Below are 18,410 nucleotides of genomic sequence, written 5' to 3'. Positions count from 1 at the left end.
TGCGGGGATGCAGCTGGTTTCGGCCCACTCGGCCGAGCTGTTCGTCGGGCCGCCGGACGCGCCGTTGCAGCTGGCCCGCATCACCATTGCCGCGGTGCCCGCCCCGACGCCGGTCCGCGTCGAGGGGGACGGGTTGAGCGGGGAGGCGGTGGCCGGAGTCGGCGAGCAGGTCGTCGAGGTCCCGGTCAGGGTGGACCGCCCGGTCGTCGGACAGCGGCGCGCGGCGCGGGCGCTGGCCGCGGGTGCCGTCGAGCCATTCGAGTTCGTCGTGGCCGAGCCCGGCTGGACCATGTTCATGGTCAGCCACTTCCACTACGACCCGGTCTGGTGGAACACCCAGGGTGCATACACCAGCGAGTGGACCGAGGACCCGACGGGACGTGCCCGGCAGACGAACGGATTCGCACTCGTGCACGCGCACCTCGAAATGGCCCGCCGCGAGCCCGAGTACAAGTTCGTGCTGGCCGAGGTCGACTACCTCAAGCCGTATTGGGACACCCGCCCCGAGGACCGCGCCGACCTGCGCCGGTTCATCGCGCAGGGCCGCGTCGAGGTGATGGGCGGCACCTACAACGAACCCAACACCAACCTCACCAGCCCCGAGACGACCATTCGGAACCTGGTGCACGGCATGGGCTTTCAGCGCGAGGTGCTGGGCGCCGACCCGGCGACCGCGTGGCAGCTGGACGTGTTCGGCCACGACCCGCAATTCCCCGGGATGGCCGCGGACGCCGGGCTGACATCGAGCTCGTGGGCCCGGGGCCCGCACCACCAGTGGGGGCCCGCCCTCGGCGACGGGGACATCGAGCGGATGCAGTTCAGCAGCGAATTCGAGTGGATTTCACCGTCGGGCCGCGGCCTGCTCACCCATTACATGCCGGCGCATTATTCGGCGGGCTGGTGGATGGACTCGGCGACGTCGCTCGGCGAGGCCGAGGACGCCACCGTTGCCCTGTTCGATCAGCTCAAGAAGGTCGCGCTGACGCGCAACGTCCTGCTGCCCGTCGGCACCGACTACACGCCGCCGAACAAGTGGGTGACCGCCATCCACCGCGACTGGGCCGCGCGCTACACCTGGCCGCGCTTCGTGTGCGCGCTGCCGCGGGAGTTCTTCGCGGCCGTGCGCGCCGAACTGGCCGAGCGCGGCCGCGTGCCGTCGCCGCAGACCCGGGACATGAACCCGATCTACACCGGCAAGGACGTCTCCTTCATCGACACCAAGCAGGCCAACCGGGCCGCGGAGAACGCCGTCCTGGAGGCCGAGCGGTTCGCCGTCTTCGCCGGGCTGATGTCGGGCGCCGAGTACCCGCAGGCGGCGCTGGCCAAGGCGTGGGTGCAGCTCGCGTACGGGGCGCACCACGACGGCATCACCGGCTCGGAGTCCGACCAGGTCTACCTCGACCTGCTGACCGGCTGGCGCGACGCGTGGGAGCTTGGCCGCGCGACGCGCGACGCGTCGCTGGCGCTGCTTTCCCGCGCGGTCGACGCCGACGTGGTCGTGTGGAATCCGCTGGCACAGAAGCGGACCGACGTCGTCACCGCGCGGCTCGACACGCCAGTGGCCGGCGGGGCCCGGGTGCTGGACACCGACGGTGCCGAGTTGCCCGCACACGTCGAGCACGGCGGCCGGTCGGTGACCTGGCTGGCGCGGGGAGTGCCGTCGATGGGGTGGCGGGGCTACCGGCTGGTTCCCCATGACGGCCCGAGCGGCTGGGAACCCGTGGTCGGCGCGGCGATCGCGAACGAGCACTTCCGCCTGGAGGTCGACCCGGCGCGCGGCGGGGGAGTCGTGTCCCTGGTCGCGGACGGCCGCGAGCTGATCGCCGAGGGCCTGGTGGGCAACGAGCTCGCGGTCTACGAGGAGTACGCGGCGCATCCGACGCAGGCCGAGGGCCCGTGGCACCTGTTGCCCAGGGGGCCGGTGGTGTGCTCGTCGGAGTTACCGGCGCGGGCGCGGGCCTACCACGGCCCGCTGGGGCAGCGGATCGTCGTCACCGGGCGGATCGGAGCGGTGGCGCGCTACACGCAGACCCTGACGCTGTGGCGAGGCGTGTCGCGGGTGGACTGCCGCACCACCATCGACGAATTCACCGGGGCCGACCGCCTGGTGCGGCTGCGTTGGCCGTGCCCGGTGCCGGGCGCCATGCCGGTCAGCGAGGTCGGTGACGCCGTCGTGGGGCGGGGCTTCGCGTTGCTGCATGACGGGACCGAGTCGGTGGACACCGCGCGGCACCCGTGGACGCTGGACAACCCGGCCTACGGCTGGTTCGGCCTGTCCTCGGCGGCGCGGGTCCGGGTGGGCGCGCACAGCCGAGCCGTGCGCGCGATCTCGGTGGCCGAGGTGGTGTCGCCGGACGAGGCGGTGTCGGGTCCGCTCGCGCGCGAGCTGATCGTTGCGCTGGCCCGCGCCGGGGTGACGGCGACCTGCAGCGGCGCGGGCAAGCCGCGCTACGGCCACCTCGATGTCGATTCGAACCTGCCCGACGTGCGCGTCGCGCTGGGCGGACCGGCCCGCAACGCGTTCACCAAGGCGGTGCTGGCGCAAGCCGACCCGGTGTATGCCGAAGAGCTCGAGCGCCAGCTGGCGACGACGGGCCGGGCCAGGGTCTGGGTGCCCGCCGCGACGCCGCTGGCCGCGGTGTGGGTGCCCGGCGCGGACCTGCGTGCGCCGGTCGCGCTGCCGGTCCTGGTGCTCGCGGGCCGCGACGCGGAAAGCCTGGCCGCCGAGATCGCGTCGGTCGCCGACGACCTCGACGACGCCGAAATCGTGGTAAGCCAAAAGGCGCCGGCGAGAACCGGCGAATTCGAGGACCGCACCGTCGCCCTGCTCAACCGGGGCGTGCCCAGCTTCGCCGTCGACGCCGAGGGCACCCTGCACACCGCGTTGATGCGGTCCTGCACCGGTTGGCCGTCGGGCATCTGGATCGACGAGCCGCGCCGCACCGCCCCGGACGGCTCGAACTTCCAACTGCAGCACTGGACACACGTTTTCGACTACGCCCTGGTCTGCGGGGCGGGCGACTGGCGTCGCGCCGAGATCCCCACCCGCAGCGCGCAGTTCTCCCACCCGCTGCTGGCGTGCGCGCCCGGCCGGTCGGGAGGGGCGTTGCCCGCGGCGGGATCCCTGCTGAGCGTCGAGCCCGCCGGCCGGGTGCAACTGGCCGCGCTCAAGGCGGCCGGCAACCCGCTCACGGCGGGCAGCGCCCGGCCGGTCGACCCGAGCGCGGTCGCGCTGCGATTGGTGGAGACGACAGGGGCGCCCGCGAGCGTCGTGATCGGCTCCGACATCGGCGAGGTCGGCGACTTCCGCGACGCCGACCTCCTCGAAACGCCGCGCGCCGGCGGCCGCCCGCTCGAGTTGCACGGCTATCAGGTGGCCACCGTGCTGGCTCGGTTCCACGCGCCCCCCGCACCGACGGGGGCGCCCGCGCTGGCCCCGGACGCCGAAGCCGCCCAGCCGTTGTACGCGCGCTATTGGCTGCACAACCGGGGCCCCGCCCCGCTCGGCGGGCTGCCGGCCGTCGCTCATCTGCATCCCGCGCGGGGGGCCGCCGATCCCGGTGGCGAGGTCATGCTGCGCCTCACGGCGGCCAGCGACTGCAGCGACGCCACCCTGACCGGGACAGTCACCCTGGTGTGCCCGCGGGGCTGGTCGGCCAAGCCCGACGAGCTTCCCCTGACGCTGCGCAGCGGCGAATACCGCGAGACCGACGTGGCGGTGTCGGTGCCCGCCGGCGCCGAGCCGGGGCTGTACCCGGTCCGCGCACAGCTCCGCATCGGCGGGGAAGACGTCCCGCCCGCGTGGCGGCAGGCGGTCGAGGATGTCTGCCTGATCGAGGTCGGCCCGTGCGCCGAGGCGCAGCCGGTGTATCTGATCGACGGGCCGGCGGACGTCGAGTTGGCCGCCGGCGACAGGGCGGCGCTGACCGTCAGAGTCGGCACCCACGCCGGGGCGGACCTGGCCCTCGAGGCGTACCTGATCAGCCCGTGGGGCACATGGGAATGGCTGGGTCCCGCCGCGGCGGGTGCGGTGCTGCCCGCCCACGGCACCGTCGACGTGCGCTTCGACGTGAGGCCGCCGGCCGGGCTGGATCCCGGCCAATGGTGGGCCCTGGTTCGGATAGGCTGCGCCGGCCGGCTGGTCTACACCCCGGCGGTCAAGGTGACGGTGACATGAGCGTGGTCGCGACCGTCGCCGGTATTCCGGTCCTTGTCGACGAGGTCGACGGGGCCGAAGCGCGGTTGCGCGGCGGGCGGGCCGGGGCCGCGCTGCCGGCCGGCGGCACCGCCGAGGGGCGTCAACTGCGGCGCTGGCTGACCCAGTTGATCGTGACCGGGCGGGTCGTCGCCGCCGAGGCCGACGCGCGCGGCCTGAGCGGGGCGGGTGCGCCGAGCGAGGCCGAGCTGCTGCCCGACGCGACGGCCCGGCTGGAGCTGGGCAGCGTCGCCGCGGCGGCGCTGGCCGACCCGCGTGCGCGGGCGCTGTTCGCCGACGTCACCGCATCGGTGCGCGTCACCGGCGAGGAGGTGGCCGCCTACCACGCCCGCAACCCACTCCGGTTCGCCGAACCGCGCCGCGAGCGGCACGGCTGGCGGGTCCCGTCACCGGTCGGCCCGCCGCTCGACGACGTGCGGCCGGCGATCGCCGACCACCTGCGGGGCGCCGCGCGGCGGCGCGCCTTCCGGGTCTGGCTCGACGCGCGGCGTGCCGAGCTGGTGCGGCTCGCCCCCGGCTACGAGCATCCCGGCGACCCCCGCCAACCCGACAACGTCCACCGGCACTGATGGCGACGCTCACCCTCTGCCTGGACATCGGCGGCACCAAGATTGCCGCCGGCCTCGCCGATCCCGATGGCACGCTGGTGCACACCGTCATCCGGCCCACGCCGAGCGGCGGCGGAGCGGACGAGGTCTGGGCCGCCGTCGACGCGGCCATCGCCGACGCGCTGCTCGCGGCCGGCGGTGCGGTCGCCGCCGTGGGCATCGGTTCAGCCGGCCCCATCGACCTGCACCGCGGAACCGTCAGCCCCATCAACATCAAAGGCTGGCACGGCTTTCCGCTGCGGGACAAGGTGGCCGCCGCCGTGCCGGGGGTGCCGGTACGGCTCGGCGGCGACGGCTTGTGCATGGCGCTGGGTGAGCACTGGCGCGGCGCGGGCCGCGGCGCCGACTTCCTGCTGGGCATGGTGGTGTCCACCGGTGTGGGCGGCGGACTGGTGCTCGGCGGCGTCCCCTACACCGGGCGCACCGGCAACGCCGGCCACGTCGGGCACGTGGTGGTGGAGGACGACGGGCCGCCCTGCGTGTGCGGGGGCCGCGGCTGCGTCGAGACCATCGCGTCCGGACCGTCGATGGTGCGGTGGGCGCGGGCCAACGGGTGGGTCGCGCCGCCCCCCGCGGGCGCCCGGGATCTGGCCGCGGCGGCGGCGGCCGGCGAGCCCGTCGCCGACCGGGCGTTCCGCCGGGGAGCTACCGGGCTCGCAGCGATGATCGCCTCGGTCGGCGCGGTCTGCGACCTGGACCTCGTCGTCGTCGGGGGAGGCGTCGCGAACTCCGGCCGCCTGCTCTTCGACCCCTTGCGGGCAAAGCTGGCCGAGTACGCCAGGCTGGACTTCCTGGCCGGTCTGCGGGTGGTGCCCGCCGAACTCGGCGGCGAGGCCGGACTGGTCGGCGCCGCCCGGCTGGCGGCCCTCGGCTGACCGTCCCGGTCGCCTGGAGGCCGCCGTTTTGGCTGACGAGGGCGGGTCAGGCTATCCTGATGGCCGATCCACCGAAGACCGTCGGTCACCGAGAAATCGGTTGAAGGTCCGGGAGCATCCCGGCGGCCCACGCAGGAGGACGAGGCAACAACGCCGGCATGCGCCGGCGTCTTTCACGCCCCGGCCGCTTCCTGCGCCGGGGCGTACTTCATTCTCAGGCGTTTCTCCGGTGATCACAGACGACACGTCGCATCGCTTTCACATCAGGAGGTACGCATGGCCAGGGCTGACAAAGCCACCGCCGTTGCAGACATCGCCGAGCAGTTCAGGGAGGCGACCGCGACCCTGATCACCGAGTACCGCGGTTTGACCGTGGCCAACCTGGCCGACCTGCGCCGCTCGCTGAGCGGATCGGCCACCTACTCGGTGGCCAAGAACACGCTGATCAAGCGGGCGGCGTCGGAAGCCGGTGTCGAGGGTCTCGACGAACTGTTCGCCGGACCCACCGCCATCGCGTTCGTCACCGGGGAACCGGTCGACGCGGCCAAGGCCATCAAGACCTTCGCTAAGGACAACAAGGCGCTGGTCATCAAGGGCGGCTACATGGACGGCCGCGCGCTGACCGTCGCCGAGGTCGAGCGCATCGCCGACCTGGAGTCGCGCGAGGTGCTGCTGGCCAAGCTGGCCGGCGCGATGAAGGGCAACCTCGCCAAGGCCGCCGGCCTGTTCAACGCGCCCGCCTCGCAGGTCGCCCGCCTCGCGGCCGCCCTGCAGGAAAAGAAGGCCAACGAGGCGCCCGCCGCGCCTGCGGCGGCCGCCCCAGAACCAGCTTCGGAAGCACCCACTGAGGCTCCGGAAACCCCGGCCGAAGCCGAATAACCCCAACCGGAAATCAGGAAGGACCCACACACCATGGCGAAAATGTCTACCGACGACCTGCTCGACGCCTTCAAGGAAATGACCCTGTTGGAGCTCTCCGACTTCGTCAAGAAGTTCGAGGAGACCTTCGAGGTCACCGCGGCCGCTCCGGTCGCCGTCGCCGCGGCCGGCCCGGCCGCCGGTGGCGCCCCCGCCGAGGCCGCCGAGGAGCAGTCCGAGTTCGACGTCATCCTCGAGGCCGCCGGCGACAAGAAGATCGGCGTCATCAAGGTGGTCCGCGAGATCGTCTCCGGCCTGGGCCTCAAGGAGGCCAAGGACCTGGTCGACGGCGCGCCCAAGCCGCTGCTGGAGAAGGTCGCCAAGGAGGCCGCAGAGGAGGCCAAGACCAAGCTCGAGGCCGCCGGCGCCACGGTCACCGTCAAGTAGCTCCACTCGCAAAACCCCCGGGACCGCCTCGCGGCGCTCCCGGGGGTTTTCGTGTGCTCAGCCCAGAGATTGCGCCACTCGTTCTGGTGAATCACCCAGAGCGACAAGGAGATTCGAATTCATCGACGCGAGCAACGGCAGCACCGCGTCGCCGTCGTGACCGTAGTAACCGGCCAGCTCAAGCATCACGAATCCATGGATCAACGCCCAGAACTGGGCGGCCGTCGACAGCACCGCCGCGTCGTCGTCCGGCGCGCCGGCGCTGATCCGGCCCGCCAGCATGCACCGATGCACCCCCCGCACCACATGCGCGAAGCTGGGAATGTGCTCCTCGATCTCGGCGACCGTGAGGGCCAGGACGTTGCCCGCCGGCGCGTTGATGCCGTGCGCGCTGGTGCTGCCGAACATCAGCCGGTACATGTGCTGATGCTTGATGGCGAAGCGCCGGTAGGCCGCGCCGGTCGCGAACAGGTCGGCGACCGGGTCGGCGGTCTGCGGCACGGTTAGCGCGGCGTCGAACTGGCGCAGTCCCTCGGCGGCCACCTCGGCGATCAGGCCCTGCATCCCGCCGAAGTGCGTGTACACCGCCATCGTCGACGTTCCCGCCGCGGCCGCGACCTTGCGGGTCTGCAGCGCGTCGGGCCCATGCTCGTTCAGCAGGCCGACCGCCGCGGACAGCATCTCGTCGCGGACACTGCGTTGCCCGGCGGGCGCGGTGCCCGCAGTCGCTTCTGAAGTCATCGTTGCCATCTTCCCATCCACGGCGTACGTTGCCTATAACAACGTCATATCAATGTTATAGGAGCTCAGCGATGACTTCCGCGCAAATCGCCGACACCCGGAATCCCTACCTGGAGGGCCTGCTGGCGCCGGTACGCGCCGAAGTGACCGCGACCGACCTGCCGGTCACCGGCCGCATCCCCGAGCATCTCGACGGACGCTATCTGCGCAACGGTCCCAACCCCGCCGAGGAGGTCGACCCCGCCACCTATCACTGGTTCAGCGGCGACGGGATGGTGCACGGCGTCGCGCTGCGCGACGGGAAAGCCCAGTGGTACCGCAACCGGTGGGTGCGCAGCCTGTCGGTGTGCGCCGCCCTGGGCGAGCCGACGCCGGGCCGGCTCAACCCACGGGCGGGCATGCTCTCGCTGGGCGCCAACACCAACGTCCTGGCCCACGCCGGCCGCACCCTGGCGCTGGTCGAGGGCGGGGTGGCCAACTACGAGCTGACCGACGAGCTGGACACCATCGGGACATGCGACTTCGACGGCACCCTGGCCGGCGGCTACACCGCCCACCCGCACCGCGACCCGTGCACCGGCGAATTGCACGCCATCTCTTACTCGTTCGCCCGCGGCCGGACCGTGCAGTACTCGGTGATCGATACCCGGGGTCGCGCGCGCCGCACGGTGGACATCGAGGTGTCGGGGTCGCCGATGATGCACGACTTCTCGCTGACCGACTCCTACGTCGTCGTCTACGACCTGCCGGTGACGTTCGACCCGATGCAGGTACTGCCGGTGACCATGCCCCGCTGGCTCGGCCTGCCGGCCCGGCTGGTGATGCAGTCGCTGATCGGGCGCGTGCGGGTGCCGAGCCCGCTCAACGCGATGATGAACCGGAACCCCAAGCACTCCGACCGGATGCCGTACGCCTGGGACCCCGGCTACCCGGCGCGCATCGGGGTGATGCCGCGCGAGGGCACGAACTCCGACATCCGCTGGTTCGACATCGAACCCTGCTACGTCTACCACCCACTCAACGCCTACTCCGAGATGCGGGACGGCACCGAGGTTTTGGTGCTCGACGTGGTGCGGTACGCGCGGATGTTCGACCACGACCGGCGCGGGCCCGGCGAAGCCCCGCCGACCCTCGAGCGCTGGACCATCAACCTCGCGACCGGCGCGGTGAGCACCGAATGCCGCGACGACCGGCCGCAGGAATTCCCGCGGATCAACGAGACACTGCTGGGCCGGGAACACCGCTTCGGCTACACCGTCGGTGCCTCCTTCCAGGGCGCCGCGTCCGCGCTGTACAAGCACGACTACGCCACCGGGGGCAGCGTGGTCGCGCCGCTCGACCCGGACCTTTTGCTCGGCGAGATGTCCTTTGTGCCCAACCCCGGGGGCTCCGCGACGGACCGAGCCGAGGACGACGGAATTTTGCTGGGCTACGGCTATCACCGCGAGCGCGACGAAGGCCAGTTGGTCTTGCTGGACGCCGCGACGCTCGAGCCGGTGGCCACCGTGCACCTGCCCCAGCGGGTGCCGATGGGCTTCCACGGCAATTGGGCGCCCACTGGCTAACGTGAGTTGAATAAGACGACCGCCGCCGAGCGCGGCGGGATCTCAGGTCAGCCAATTTTTGTCGGCTGTGCCGCGCAACCCTGATGCCGTGCAGCAAGCGTGCGCTACAGTGACTCATGCCACATAAAAGGGCAGGTGGCGGGCATGTGCGTCGACGGAAGGATCTCCCATGGGTGTCGCTATTGAGGTGAACGGCCTCACGAAGTCCTTCGGGTCGTCGAGGATTTGGGAAGACGTGACGCTGGAGATCCCGGCCGGGGAGGTCAGCGTGCTGCTGGGGCCGTCGGGTACCGGCAAATCGGTGTTTCTGAAGTCCCTGATCGGTCTGCTGCGGCCGGAGCGCGGCTCGGTCGTCATCGACGGCACCGACATCCTGCAGTGCTCGGCCAAGGAGCTCTACGAGATCCGCACGCTGTTCGGCGTCATGTTCCAGGACGGCGCGCTGTTCGGTTCGATGAACCTGTTCGACAACGCCGCCTTCCCGTTGCGCGAGCACACCAAGAAGAAGGAAGGCGAGATCCGTGACATCGTCATGGAGAAGCTGACCCTGGTGGGTCTGGGCGGCGACGAGAAGAAGTTCCCCGGCGAGATCTCGGGCGGTATGCGCAAGCGCGCCAGCCTGGCCCGCGCCCTGGTGATGGACCCGCAGATCATCCTTTGCGACGAGCCGGACTCGGGTCTGGACCCGGTCCGTACCGCCTACCTGAGCCAGCTGATCCTCGACATCAACGCCCAGATCGACGCCACCGTCCTGATCGTCACGCACAACATCAACATCGCCCGCACCGTTCCGGACAACATGGGCATGCTCTTCCGGCGCAAGCTGGTCATGTTCGGCCCGCGCGAGGTGCTGCTGACCAGTGACGAGCCGGTGGTGCGGCAGTTCCTCAACGGCCGCCGCATCGGACCGATCGGCATGTCCGAGGAAAAGGACGAGTCGACGATGGCCGAAGAGCAGGCCGCCCTCGAGGCCGGTCAGCACGCCGGCGGTGTCGAGGAGATCGAGGGGGTGCCCCCGCAGATCGTCGCCTCGCCGGGAATGCCGGAGCGCAAGGCCGTCGCCCGCCGCCAGGCGCGGGTGCGCGAGATTCTGCACACCCTGCCGCAGAAGGCACAGGCCGCGATCATCGACGACATGGAGGGCACCCACAAGTACCGTGCGCACGAAGTCGGCGACTAGCGGCCCGGTTCGAGTTGCGATAACTTCGCGTAACTCTCCCGGCCCGCCCTCTTGACGACGGGGCGTAAACCGGCCAGTCTGTTGGCAGCATGTATCCAGTGGAAAGTCGAGATGCCAGCCAGCGCCGATGTCCCTGGATCGCTTGTGCTGGACAGTTGAGGAATGCGCCGCCCTGCGCTATTGTTGGACGTTGCGCTGGCTACCTCCTGCCCACCTCACCCGCCACTTGACAATGTGGTCTAAGCCTGAGCCCCCTCTAGCGGCTTAGTTCTTTAGTTGTGCGCGTGAGATTCGGACAGATCGTTCGCCGGCCAAACCGACACAATTCGCGGCGAACAGACCGGTGGTTCCGGTTCTCGTGAGTCGCACGAGGTGCTGGAAGGATGCATCTTGGCTGATTCCCGCCAGAGCAAAACGGATCGCCCACAAAGTTCCTCTAATGGAAGTTCCTTAAACGGCTCCGTACCCGGAGCGCCTAACCGAGTTTCCTTCGCCAAGCTCCGCGAACCGCTCGAGGTTCCCGGCCTGCTCGACGTGCAGATCGACTCCTTCGAGTGGTTGATCGGCTCTCCCCGTTGGCGCGAGGCCGCGGCCGCCCGCGGCGACGTCAAGCCGGTCGGTGGTCTCGAGGAGGTGCTCGACGAGCTCTCGCCGATCGAGGACTTCTCCGGCTCGATGTCGCTGTCGTTCTCCGACCCCCGTTTCGACGAGGTCAAGGCGCCGGTCGACGAGTGCAAAGACAAGGACATGACGTACGCGGCCCCGCTGTTCGTCACGGCCGAGTTCATCAACAACAACACCGGCGAGATCAAGAGCCAGACGGTGTTCATGGGTGACTTCCCGATGATGACCGAGAAGGGCACCTTCATCATCAACGGGACCGAGCGCGTGGTCGTCAGCCAGCTGGTGCGCTCGCCCGGCGTGTACTTCGACGAGAGCATCGACAAGTCCACCGAGAAGCTGCTGCACAGCGTCAAGGTGATCCCCAGCCGGGGCGCGTGGCTGGAGTTCGACGTCGACAAGCGCGACACCGTCGGCGTGCGCATCGACCGCAAGCGCCGCCAGCCCGTCACCGTGCTGCTCAAGGCGCTGGGCTGGACCAACGAGCAGATCCACGAGCGGTTCGGCTTCTCCGAGATCATGATGGGCACGCTGGAGAAGGACAACACCGCCGGCACCGACGAGGCGCTGCTGGACATCTACCGCAAGCTGCGCCCGGGCGAGCCGCCGACCAAGGAGTCCGCGCAGACGCTGCTGGAGAACCTGTTCTTCAAGGAGAAGCGCTACGACCTGGCCCGCGTCGGCCGCTACAAGGTCAACAAGAAGTTGGGTCTGCACGCCGGTGAGCCGATCACGTCGTCGACCCTGACCGAGGAAGACGTCGTCGCCACCATCGAGTACCTGGTGCGCCTGCACCACGCCCGTACGGATGGCCAGCCCGCGGTCATGACCGTCCCCGGCGGCATCGAGGTGCCGGTGGAGACCGACGACATCGACCACTTCGGCAATCGCCGCCTGCGTACCGTCGGCGAGTTGATCCAGAACCAGATCCGGGTCGGCATGTCCCGGATGGAGCGGGTCGTCCGCGAGCGGATGACCACGCAGGACGTCGAGGCGATCACGCCGCAGACGCTGATCAACATCCGGCCCGTGGTCGCCGCGATCAAGGAGTTCTTCGGCACCAGCCAGCTCTCCCAGTTCATGGACCAGAACAACCCGCTGTCGGGGCTCACCCACAAGCGCCGGTTGTCGGCGCTGGGCCCCGGTGGTCTGTCCCGTGAGCGGGCCGGGCTGGAGGTCCGTGACGTACACCCGTCGCACTACGGCCGGATGTGCCCGATCGAGACTCCCGAGGGTCCCAACATCGGTCTGATCGGCTCGCTGTCGGTGTACGCGCGGGTCAACCCGTTCGGCTTCATCGAGACGCCGTACCGCAAGGTGGTCGACGGTGTGGTCACCGACGAGATCCACTACCTGACCGCCGACGAGGAGGACCGCCACGTCGTGGCGCAGGCCAACTCGCCGATCGACGACAGCGGCCGGTTCGAAGAGTCGCGCGTCCTGGTCCGCCGCAAGGCGGGCGAGGTCGAGTACGTGCCGTCGTCCGAGGTCGACTACATGGACGTCTCGCCGCGCCAGATGGTGTCGGTGGCCACGGCCATGATTCCGTTCCTCGAGCATGACGACGCCAACCGTGCCCTGATGGGCGCCAACATGCAGCGCCAGGCGGTTCCGCTGGTGCGCAGCGAGGCGCCGCTGGTGGGCACCGGCATGGAGCTGCGCGCCGCGATCGACGCCGGCGACGTCGTCGTCGCGGACAAGGCCGGGGTGATCGAGGAGGTCTCCGCCGACTACATCACCGTGATGGCCGACGACGGCACCCGGCACACCTACCGGATGCGCAAGTTCGAGCGTTCCAACCACGGCACGTGCGCCAACCAGTCGCCGATCGTGGACGCCGGAGACCGGGTCGAGGCCGGCCAGGTCATCGCCGACGGTCCGTGCACCGAGAACGGTGAGATGGCGCTGGGCAAGAACCTGCTCGTGGCGATCATGCCGTGGGAGGGTCACAACTACGAGGACGCGATCATCCTCTCCAACCGCCTGGTCGAAGAGGACGTGCTCACCTCGATTCACATCGAGGAGCACGAGATCGACGCCCGCGACACCAAGCTGGGCGCCGAGGAGATCACCCGGGACATCCCGAACGTCTCCGACGAGGTGCTGGCTGACCTCGACGAGCGCGGCATCGTCCGCATCGGCGCCGAGGTCCGCGACGGCGACATCCTGGTCGGCAAGGTCACCCCGAAGGGGGAGACGGAGCTGACCCCGGAGGAGCGGCTGCTGCGGGCGATCTTCGGTGAGAAGGCGCGCGAGGTCCGCGACACCTCGCTGAAGGTGCCGCACGGCGAGTCCGGCAAGGTCATCGGCATCCGGGTGTTCTCCCGCGAGGACGACGACGAGCTGCCCGCCGGCGTCAACGAGCTGGTGCGCGTCTACGTGGCCCAGAAGCGGAAGATCTCCGACGGCGACAAGCTCGCCGGCCGGCACGGCAACAAGGGCGTGATCGGCAAGATCCTGCCCGTCGAGGACATGCCGTTCCTGCCGGACGGCACGCCGGTCGACATCATCCTGAACACCCACGGTGTGCCGCGACGGATGAACATCGGCCAGATCCTGGAGACCCACCTCGGGTGGGTGGCCAAGTCCGGCTGGAACATCGAGGGTTCGCCCGACTGGGCCGCCAACCTGCCGAAGGAGCTGCAGAGCGCGGAGCCCAACGCCATCGTCTCGACGCCGGTGTTCGACGGCGCCCGGGAGGCGGAGCTGCAGGGACTGCTGTCCTGCACGCTGCCCAACCGGGACAACGAGGTGATGGTGAACGGCGACGGCAAGGCGGTGCTCTTCGACGGCCGCAGCGGTGAGCCGTTCCCGTACCCGGTGACGGTGGGCTTCATGTACATCATGAAGCTGCACCACCTGGTGGACGACAAGATCCACGCCCGCTCCACCGGTCCGTACTCGATGATCACCCAGCAGCCGCTGGGTGGTAAGGCGCAGTTCGGTGGCCAGCGGTTCGGTGAGATGGAGTGCTGGGCCATGCAGGCCTACGGCGCCGCGTACACGCTGCAGGAGCTGTTGACCATCAAGTCCGACGACACGGTCGGCCGGGTCAAGGTGTACGAGGCGATTGTCAAGGGCGAGAACATCCCCGAGCCGGGCATCCCGGAGTCGTTCAAGGTGCTGCTCAAGGAGCTGCAGTCGCTGTGTCTGAACGTCGAGGTGCTCTCGTCGGACGGCGCGGCGATCGAATTGCGCGAAGGCGAGGACGAGGACCTCGAGCGGGCTGCGGCCAACTTGGGAATCAACCTGTCCCGCAACGAATCCGCGTCCGTTGAGGACCTGGCTTAATCACTTTTAGTTACTAAACCCGCAAGGGGAAAGGGAGTTACGTGCTCGACGTCAACTTCTTCGATGAACTCCGTATCGGCCTGGCCACCGCGGAGGACATCAGGCAATGGTCTTACGGCGAGGTCAAGAAGCCGGAGACGATCAACTACCGCACGCTGAAGCCGGAGAAGGACGGCCTGTTCTGCGAGAAGATCTTCGGACCGACTCGCGACTGGGAGTGTTACTGCGGCAAGTACAAGCGCGTCCGCTTCAAGGGCATCATCTGCGAGCGCTGCGGCGTCGAGGTGACCCGCGCCAAGGTCCGCCGCGAGCGGATGGGCCACATCGAGCTGGCCGCGCCCGTCACGCACATCTGGTACTTCAAGGGTGTGCCGAGCCGGCTCGGTTACCTGCTCGACCTGGCCCCGAAGGATCTCGAGAAGATCATCTACTTCGCGGCGTACGTGATCACGTCGGTCGACGACGAGATGCGGCACAACGAGCTGTCCACGCTCGAGGCCGAAATGATGGTGGAGCGCAAGGCCGTTGAGGACCAGCGCGACGCCGACCTGGAGGCCCGCGCGCAGAAGCTCGAGGCCGACCTGGCCGAACTGGAGGCCGAGGGCGCCAAGGCCGACGCCCGCCGCAAGGTGCGCGACGGCGGCGAGCGGGAGATGCGCCAGCTCCGTGACCGGGCCCAGCGTGAGCTGGACCGGCTGGAGGACATCTGGAGCACCTTCACCAAGCTGGCCCCCAAGCAGCTGATCGTCGACGAGAACCTCTACCGCGAGCTCGTCGACCGCTACGGCGAATACTTCACCGGCGCCATGGGCGCGGAGTCGATCCAGAAGCTCATCGAGAACTTCGACATCGACGCCGAGGCCGAGATCCTGCGCGACGTCATCCGAAACGGCAAGGGGCAGAAGAAGCTTCGTGCGCTCAAGCGGCTGAAGGTGGTCGCGGCCTTCCAGCAGTCGGGCAACTCGCCGATGGGCATGGTGCTCGACGCGGTGCCGGTCATCCCGCCGGAACTGCGCCCGATGGTGCAGCTCGACGGTGGCCGGTTCGCCACGTCCGACCTGAATGACCTGTACCGCCGCGTGATCAACCGCAACAACCGCCTCAAGAGGCTGATCGACCTCGGTGCGCCCGAGATCATCGTCAACAACGAGAAGCGGATGTTGCAGGAGTCCGTCGACGCGCTGTTCGACAACGGCCGCCGCGGCCGGCCGGTCACCGGGCCGGGCAACCGTCCGCTGAAGTCGCTCTCCGATCTGCTCAAGGGTAAGCAGGGCCGGTTCCGCCAGAACCTGCTCGGCAAGCGTGTCGACTACTCGGGCCGTTCGGTCATCGTGGTCGGCCCGCAGCTCAAGCTGCACCAGTGCGGTCTGCCCAAGCTGATGGCGCTCGAGCTGTTCAAGCCGTTCGTGATGAAGCGGCTCGTCGACCTCAACCACGCGCAGAACATCAAGAGCGCCAAGCGAATGGTGGAGCGGCAGCGTCCCCAGGTGTGGGACGTCCTCGAAGAGGTCATCGCCGAGCACCCGGTGCTGCTGAACCGCGCACCCACCCTGCACCGGCTGGGCATCCAGGCCTTCGAGCCGATGCTGGTGGAAGGCAAGGCGATTCAGCTGCACCCGTTGGTGTGTGAGGCGTTCAACGCCGACTTCGACGGTGACCAGATGGCGGTGCACCTGCCGCTGTCCGCGGAGGCGCAGGCCGAGGCGCGCATCCTGATGCTGTCCAGTAACAACATCCTGTCGCCCGCGTCCGGGCGCCCGCTGGCCATGCCGCGTCTGGACATGGTGACCGGGCTGTACTTCCTCACCACCGAGGTCGACGGCGACAAGGGCGAATTCCGCGCGGCCGCAAAGGATCAGCCGGAGGTGGGCGTGTACTCCTCGCCGGCCGAGGCGATCATGGCCGCCGACCGCGGCGTGCTCTCGGTGCGGGCGAAGATCAAGGTGCGTCTGACGCAGCTGCGTCCGCCCGCCGAGATCGAGGCGGAGCTGTTCGGTGCCAACGGCTGGCAGCCGGGCGATGCCTGGATGGCCGAGACCACGCTGGGCCGGGTGCTGTTCAACGAGCTGCTGCCGGTGGGCTACCCGTTCGTGAACAAGCAGATGCACAAGAAGGTGCAGGCTGCCATCATCAACGATCTCGCCGAGCGCTACCCGATGATCGTGGTCGCGCAGACGGTGGACAAGCTCAAGGACGCCGGCTTCTACTGGGCGACCCGCAGCGGTGTCACGGTCTCGATGGCCGACGTGTTGGTGCCGCCGCGCAAGAAGGAGATCCTCGACCAGTACGAGGAGCGGGCCGAGAAGGTCGAAAAGCAGTTCCAGCGCGGCGCTTTGAACCACGACGAGCGCAACGAGGCACTGGTGGAGATCTGGAAGGAGGCCACCGACGAGGTCGGTCAGGCGCTCCGCGAGCACTACCCCGCCGACAACCCGATCATCACGATCGTCGACTCGGGTGCCACCGGTAACTTCACCCAGACCCGAACGCTGGCCGGCATGAAGGGCCTGGTGACCAACCCGAAGGGTGAGTTCATCCCGCGTCCGGTCAAGTCGTCGTTCCGCGAGGGCCTGACCGTGCTGGAGTACTTCATCAACACGCACGGTGCCCGAAAGGGCTTGGCGGACACCGCGTTGCGTACCGCCGACTCGGGTTACCTGACCCGTCGTCTGGTGGACGTCAGCCAGGACGTCATCGTCCGCGAACACGACTGCGAGACCGAGCGTGGCATCCTCGTCGAGCTGGCCGAGCGTCAGCCCGACGGCACCCTGATCCGCGATCCGTACATCGAAACCTCGGCGTACGCACGGACTCTGGGCGCCGACGCGGTCGACGAGGCCGGCAACGTCGTCGTCCGCCGCGGTGAGGACCTGGGTGACCCGGAGATCGATGCCCTGCTGGCGGCCGGTATCACGCAGGTCAAGGTGCGCTCGGTGCTGACGTGCACCACCGGCACCGGCGTGTGCGCGACCTGCTACGGGCGGTCGATGGCCACCGGAAAGCTGGTCGACATCGGCGAGGCCGTCGGTATCGTCGCCGCCCAGTCCATCGGTGAGCCCGGCACGCAGCTGACCATGCGCACCTTCCACCAGGGTGGTGTCGGTGAGGACATCACCGGTGGTCTGCCCCGGGTCCAGGAGCTGTTCGAGGCCCGCGTCCCGCGCGGCAAGGCCCCGATCGCGGACCTCACCGGGCGGGTGCAACTGGAAGAGGGCGAGCGTTTCTACAAGATCACCATCATTCCCGACGACGGGAGCGAGGAGGTCGTGTACGACAAGCTCTCCAAGCGGCAGCGTCTGCGTGTCTTCAAGCACGAGGACGGTTCCGAGCGGGTGCTCTCCGACGGCGACCACGTCGAGGTGGGCCAGCAGCTGATGGAAGGCTCGGCCGACCCGCACGAGGTGCTGCGCGTGCAGGGCCCCCGCGAGGTGCAGATCCACCTGGTCCGCGAGGTCCAGGAGGTCTACCGCGCCCAGGGTGTGTCGATCCACGACAAGCACATCGAGGTGATCGTCCGCCAGATGCTGCGCCGCGTCACCATCATCGACTCGGGCGCAACGGAGTTCCTGCCCGGTTCGCTGATCGACCGTGCGGAGTTCGAGGCGGAGAACCGCCGGGTGGTGGCCGAGGGCGGCGAGCCCGCCGCCGGCCGTCCGGTGCTGATGGGCATCACGAAGGCGTCGCTGGCCACCGATTCGTGGCTGTCGGCGGCGTCGTTCCAGGAGACCACGCGAGTCCTGACCGATGCGGCGATCAATTGCCGCAGCGACAAGCTCAACGGTCTGAAGGAGAACGTGATCATCGGAAAGCTGATCCCGGCCGGTACCGGTATCAACCGGTACCGCAACATCCAGGTGCAGCCGACCGAGGAGGCCCGGGCCGCCGCGTACACGATCCCGTCCTACGAGGATCAGTACTACAGCCCGGACTTCGGCCAGGCCACCGGTGCCGCGGTGCCGCTGGACGACTACGGCTACTCCGACTACCGCTAGTTCGACGACGATGCGG

The 18,410-nt window shown here is 69.2% G+C and carries 10 protein-coding genes; 9 read left to right on the top strand and 1 reads right to left on the bottom strand.

The window, feature by feature from the left end; translation table 11 throughout:
* Positions 1 to 7 precede the first annotated feature (7 nt).
* The 5 genes from A5709_RS07380 (at position 8) to rplL (ending at position 7,004) form a co-directional block, all read left to right on the top strand.
* A complete protein-coding gene (locus tag A5709_RS07380; protein WP_068119144.1) occupies positions 8 to 4,177 on the top strand; it encodes an NEW3 domain-containing protein in 4,170 nt (1,389 codons plus the stop codon).
* Positions 4,174 to 4,785, top strand: a complete 612-nt coding sequence (locus tag A5709_RS07375; protein WP_068119141.1) for a malonyl CoA-ACP transacylase — start codon at positions 4,174 to 4,176, stop codon at positions 4,783 to 4,785. Before A5709_RS07380 ends, A5709_RS07375 begins: the two co-directional genes overlap by 4 nt.
* Positions 4,785 to 5,699, top strand: coding sequence for an ROK family protein (locus tag A5709_RS07370; RefSeq protein ID WP_068119137.1), 915 nt, complete (start codon positions 4,785 to 4,787; stop codon positions 5,697 to 5,699). Before A5709_RS07375 ends, A5709_RS07370 begins: the two co-directional genes overlap by 1 nt.
* A 276-nt stretch (positions 5,700 to 5,975) precedes the next feature.
* A complete protein-coding gene (rplJ, locus tag A5709_RS07365; RefSeq protein ID WP_067944858.1) occupies positions 5,976 to 6,578 on the top strand; it encodes a 50S ribosomal protein L10 in 603 nt (200 codons plus the stop codon).
* Between the two features lie 33 nt (positions 6,579 to 6,611).
* Entirely contained in the window at positions 6,612 to 7,004 is a 393-nt protein-coding gene (gene rplL, locus A5709_RS07360; protein WP_066951972.1) for a 50S ribosomal protein L7/L12, read from the top strand.
* Positions 7,005 to 7,061: 57 nt separating this feature from the next.
* On the opposite strand, the gene A5709_RS07355 is transcribed toward rplL, so the two are convergent.
* Positions 7,062 to 7,754, bottom strand: a complete 693-nt coding sequence (locus A5709_RS07355) for a TetR/AcrR family transcriptional regulator (RefSeq protein WP_369806129.1) — start codon at positions 7,752 to 7,754, stop codon at positions 7,062 to 7,064.
* Positions 7,755 to 7,816: 62 nt separating this feature from the next.
* On the opposite strand from A5709_RS07355, the gene A5709_RS07350 reads away from it, so the two are divergent.
* The 4 genes from A5709_RS07350 (at position 7,817) to A5709_RS07335 (ending at position 18,394) form a co-directional block, all read left to right on the top strand.
* A complete protein-coding gene (locus A5709_RS07350; RefSeq protein WP_068119133.1) occupies positions 7,817 to 9,310 on the top strand; it encodes a carotenoid oxygenase family protein in 1,494 nt (497 codons plus the stop codon).
* A 169-nt stretch (positions 9,311 to 9,479) separates the two neighbouring features.
* A complete protein-coding gene (locus tag A5709_RS07345; RefSeq protein WP_066951969.1) occupies positions 9,480 to 10,490 on the top strand; it encodes an ABC transporter ATP-binding protein in 1,011 nt (336 codons plus the stop codon).
* Between the two features lie 390 nt (positions 10,491 to 10,880).
* Positions 10,881 to 14,402, top strand: coding sequence for a DNA-directed RNA polymerase subunit beta (locus tag A5709_RS07340; protein ID WP_156673363.1), 3,522 nt, complete (start codon positions 10,881 to 10,883; stop codon positions 14,400 to 14,402).
* 41 nt (positions 14,403 to 14,443) lie between these two features.
* Positions 14,444 to 18,394, top strand: a complete 3,951-nt coding sequence (locus tag A5709_RS07335) for a DNA-directed RNA polymerase subunit beta' (RefSeq protein WP_068119131.1) — start codon at positions 14,444 to 14,446, stop codon at positions 18,392 to 18,394.
* The last annotated feature ends 16 nt before the right edge of the window (positions 18,395 to 18,410 follow it).

The organism is Mycobacterium sp. E1386 (genome assembly GCF_001672745.1).
In the GTDB taxonomy this organism is placed as follows: Bacteria; Actinomycetota; Actinomycetes; order Mycobacteriales; family Mycobacteriaceae; genus Mycobacterium.
The sequence above is the reverse complement of the archived record's forward strand: the minus strand, read 5'-3'. Positions and strand labels throughout refer to the sequence as shown.

Coding starts and splice junctions, on each gene's coding strand:
- A5709_RS07375 (WP_068119141.1), top strand. CDS start 4,174: ATGAGCGTGGTCGCGACCGTCGCCGGTATTCCGGTCCTTGTCGACGAG.
- A5709_RS07355 (WP_369806129.1), bottom strand. CDS start 7,754: ATGGCAACGATGACTTCAGAAGCGACTGCGGGCACCGCGCCCGCCGGG.
- A5709_RS07345 (WP_066951969.1), top strand. CDS start 9,480: ATGGGTGTCGCTATTGAGGTGAACGGCCTCACGAAGTCCTTCGGGTCG.
- rplL (WP_066951972.1), top strand. CDS start 6,612: ATGGCGAAAATGTCTACCGACGACCTGCTCGACGCCTTCAAGGAAATG.
- rplJ (WP_067944858.1), top strand. CDS start 5,976: ATGGCCAGGGCTGACAAAGCCACCGCCGTTGCAGACATCGCCGAGCAG.
- A5709_RS07350 (WP_068119133.1), top strand. CDS start 7,817: ATGACTTCCGCGCAAATCGCCGACACCCGGAATCCCTACCTGGAGGGC.
- A5709_RS07370 (WP_068119137.1), top strand. CDS start 4,785: ATGGCGACGCTCACCCTCTGCCTGGACATCGGCGGCACCAAGATTGCC.
- A5709_RS07380 (WP_068119144.1), top strand. CDS start 8: ATGCAGCTGGTTTCGGCCCACTCGGCCGAGCTGTTCGTCGGGCCGCCG.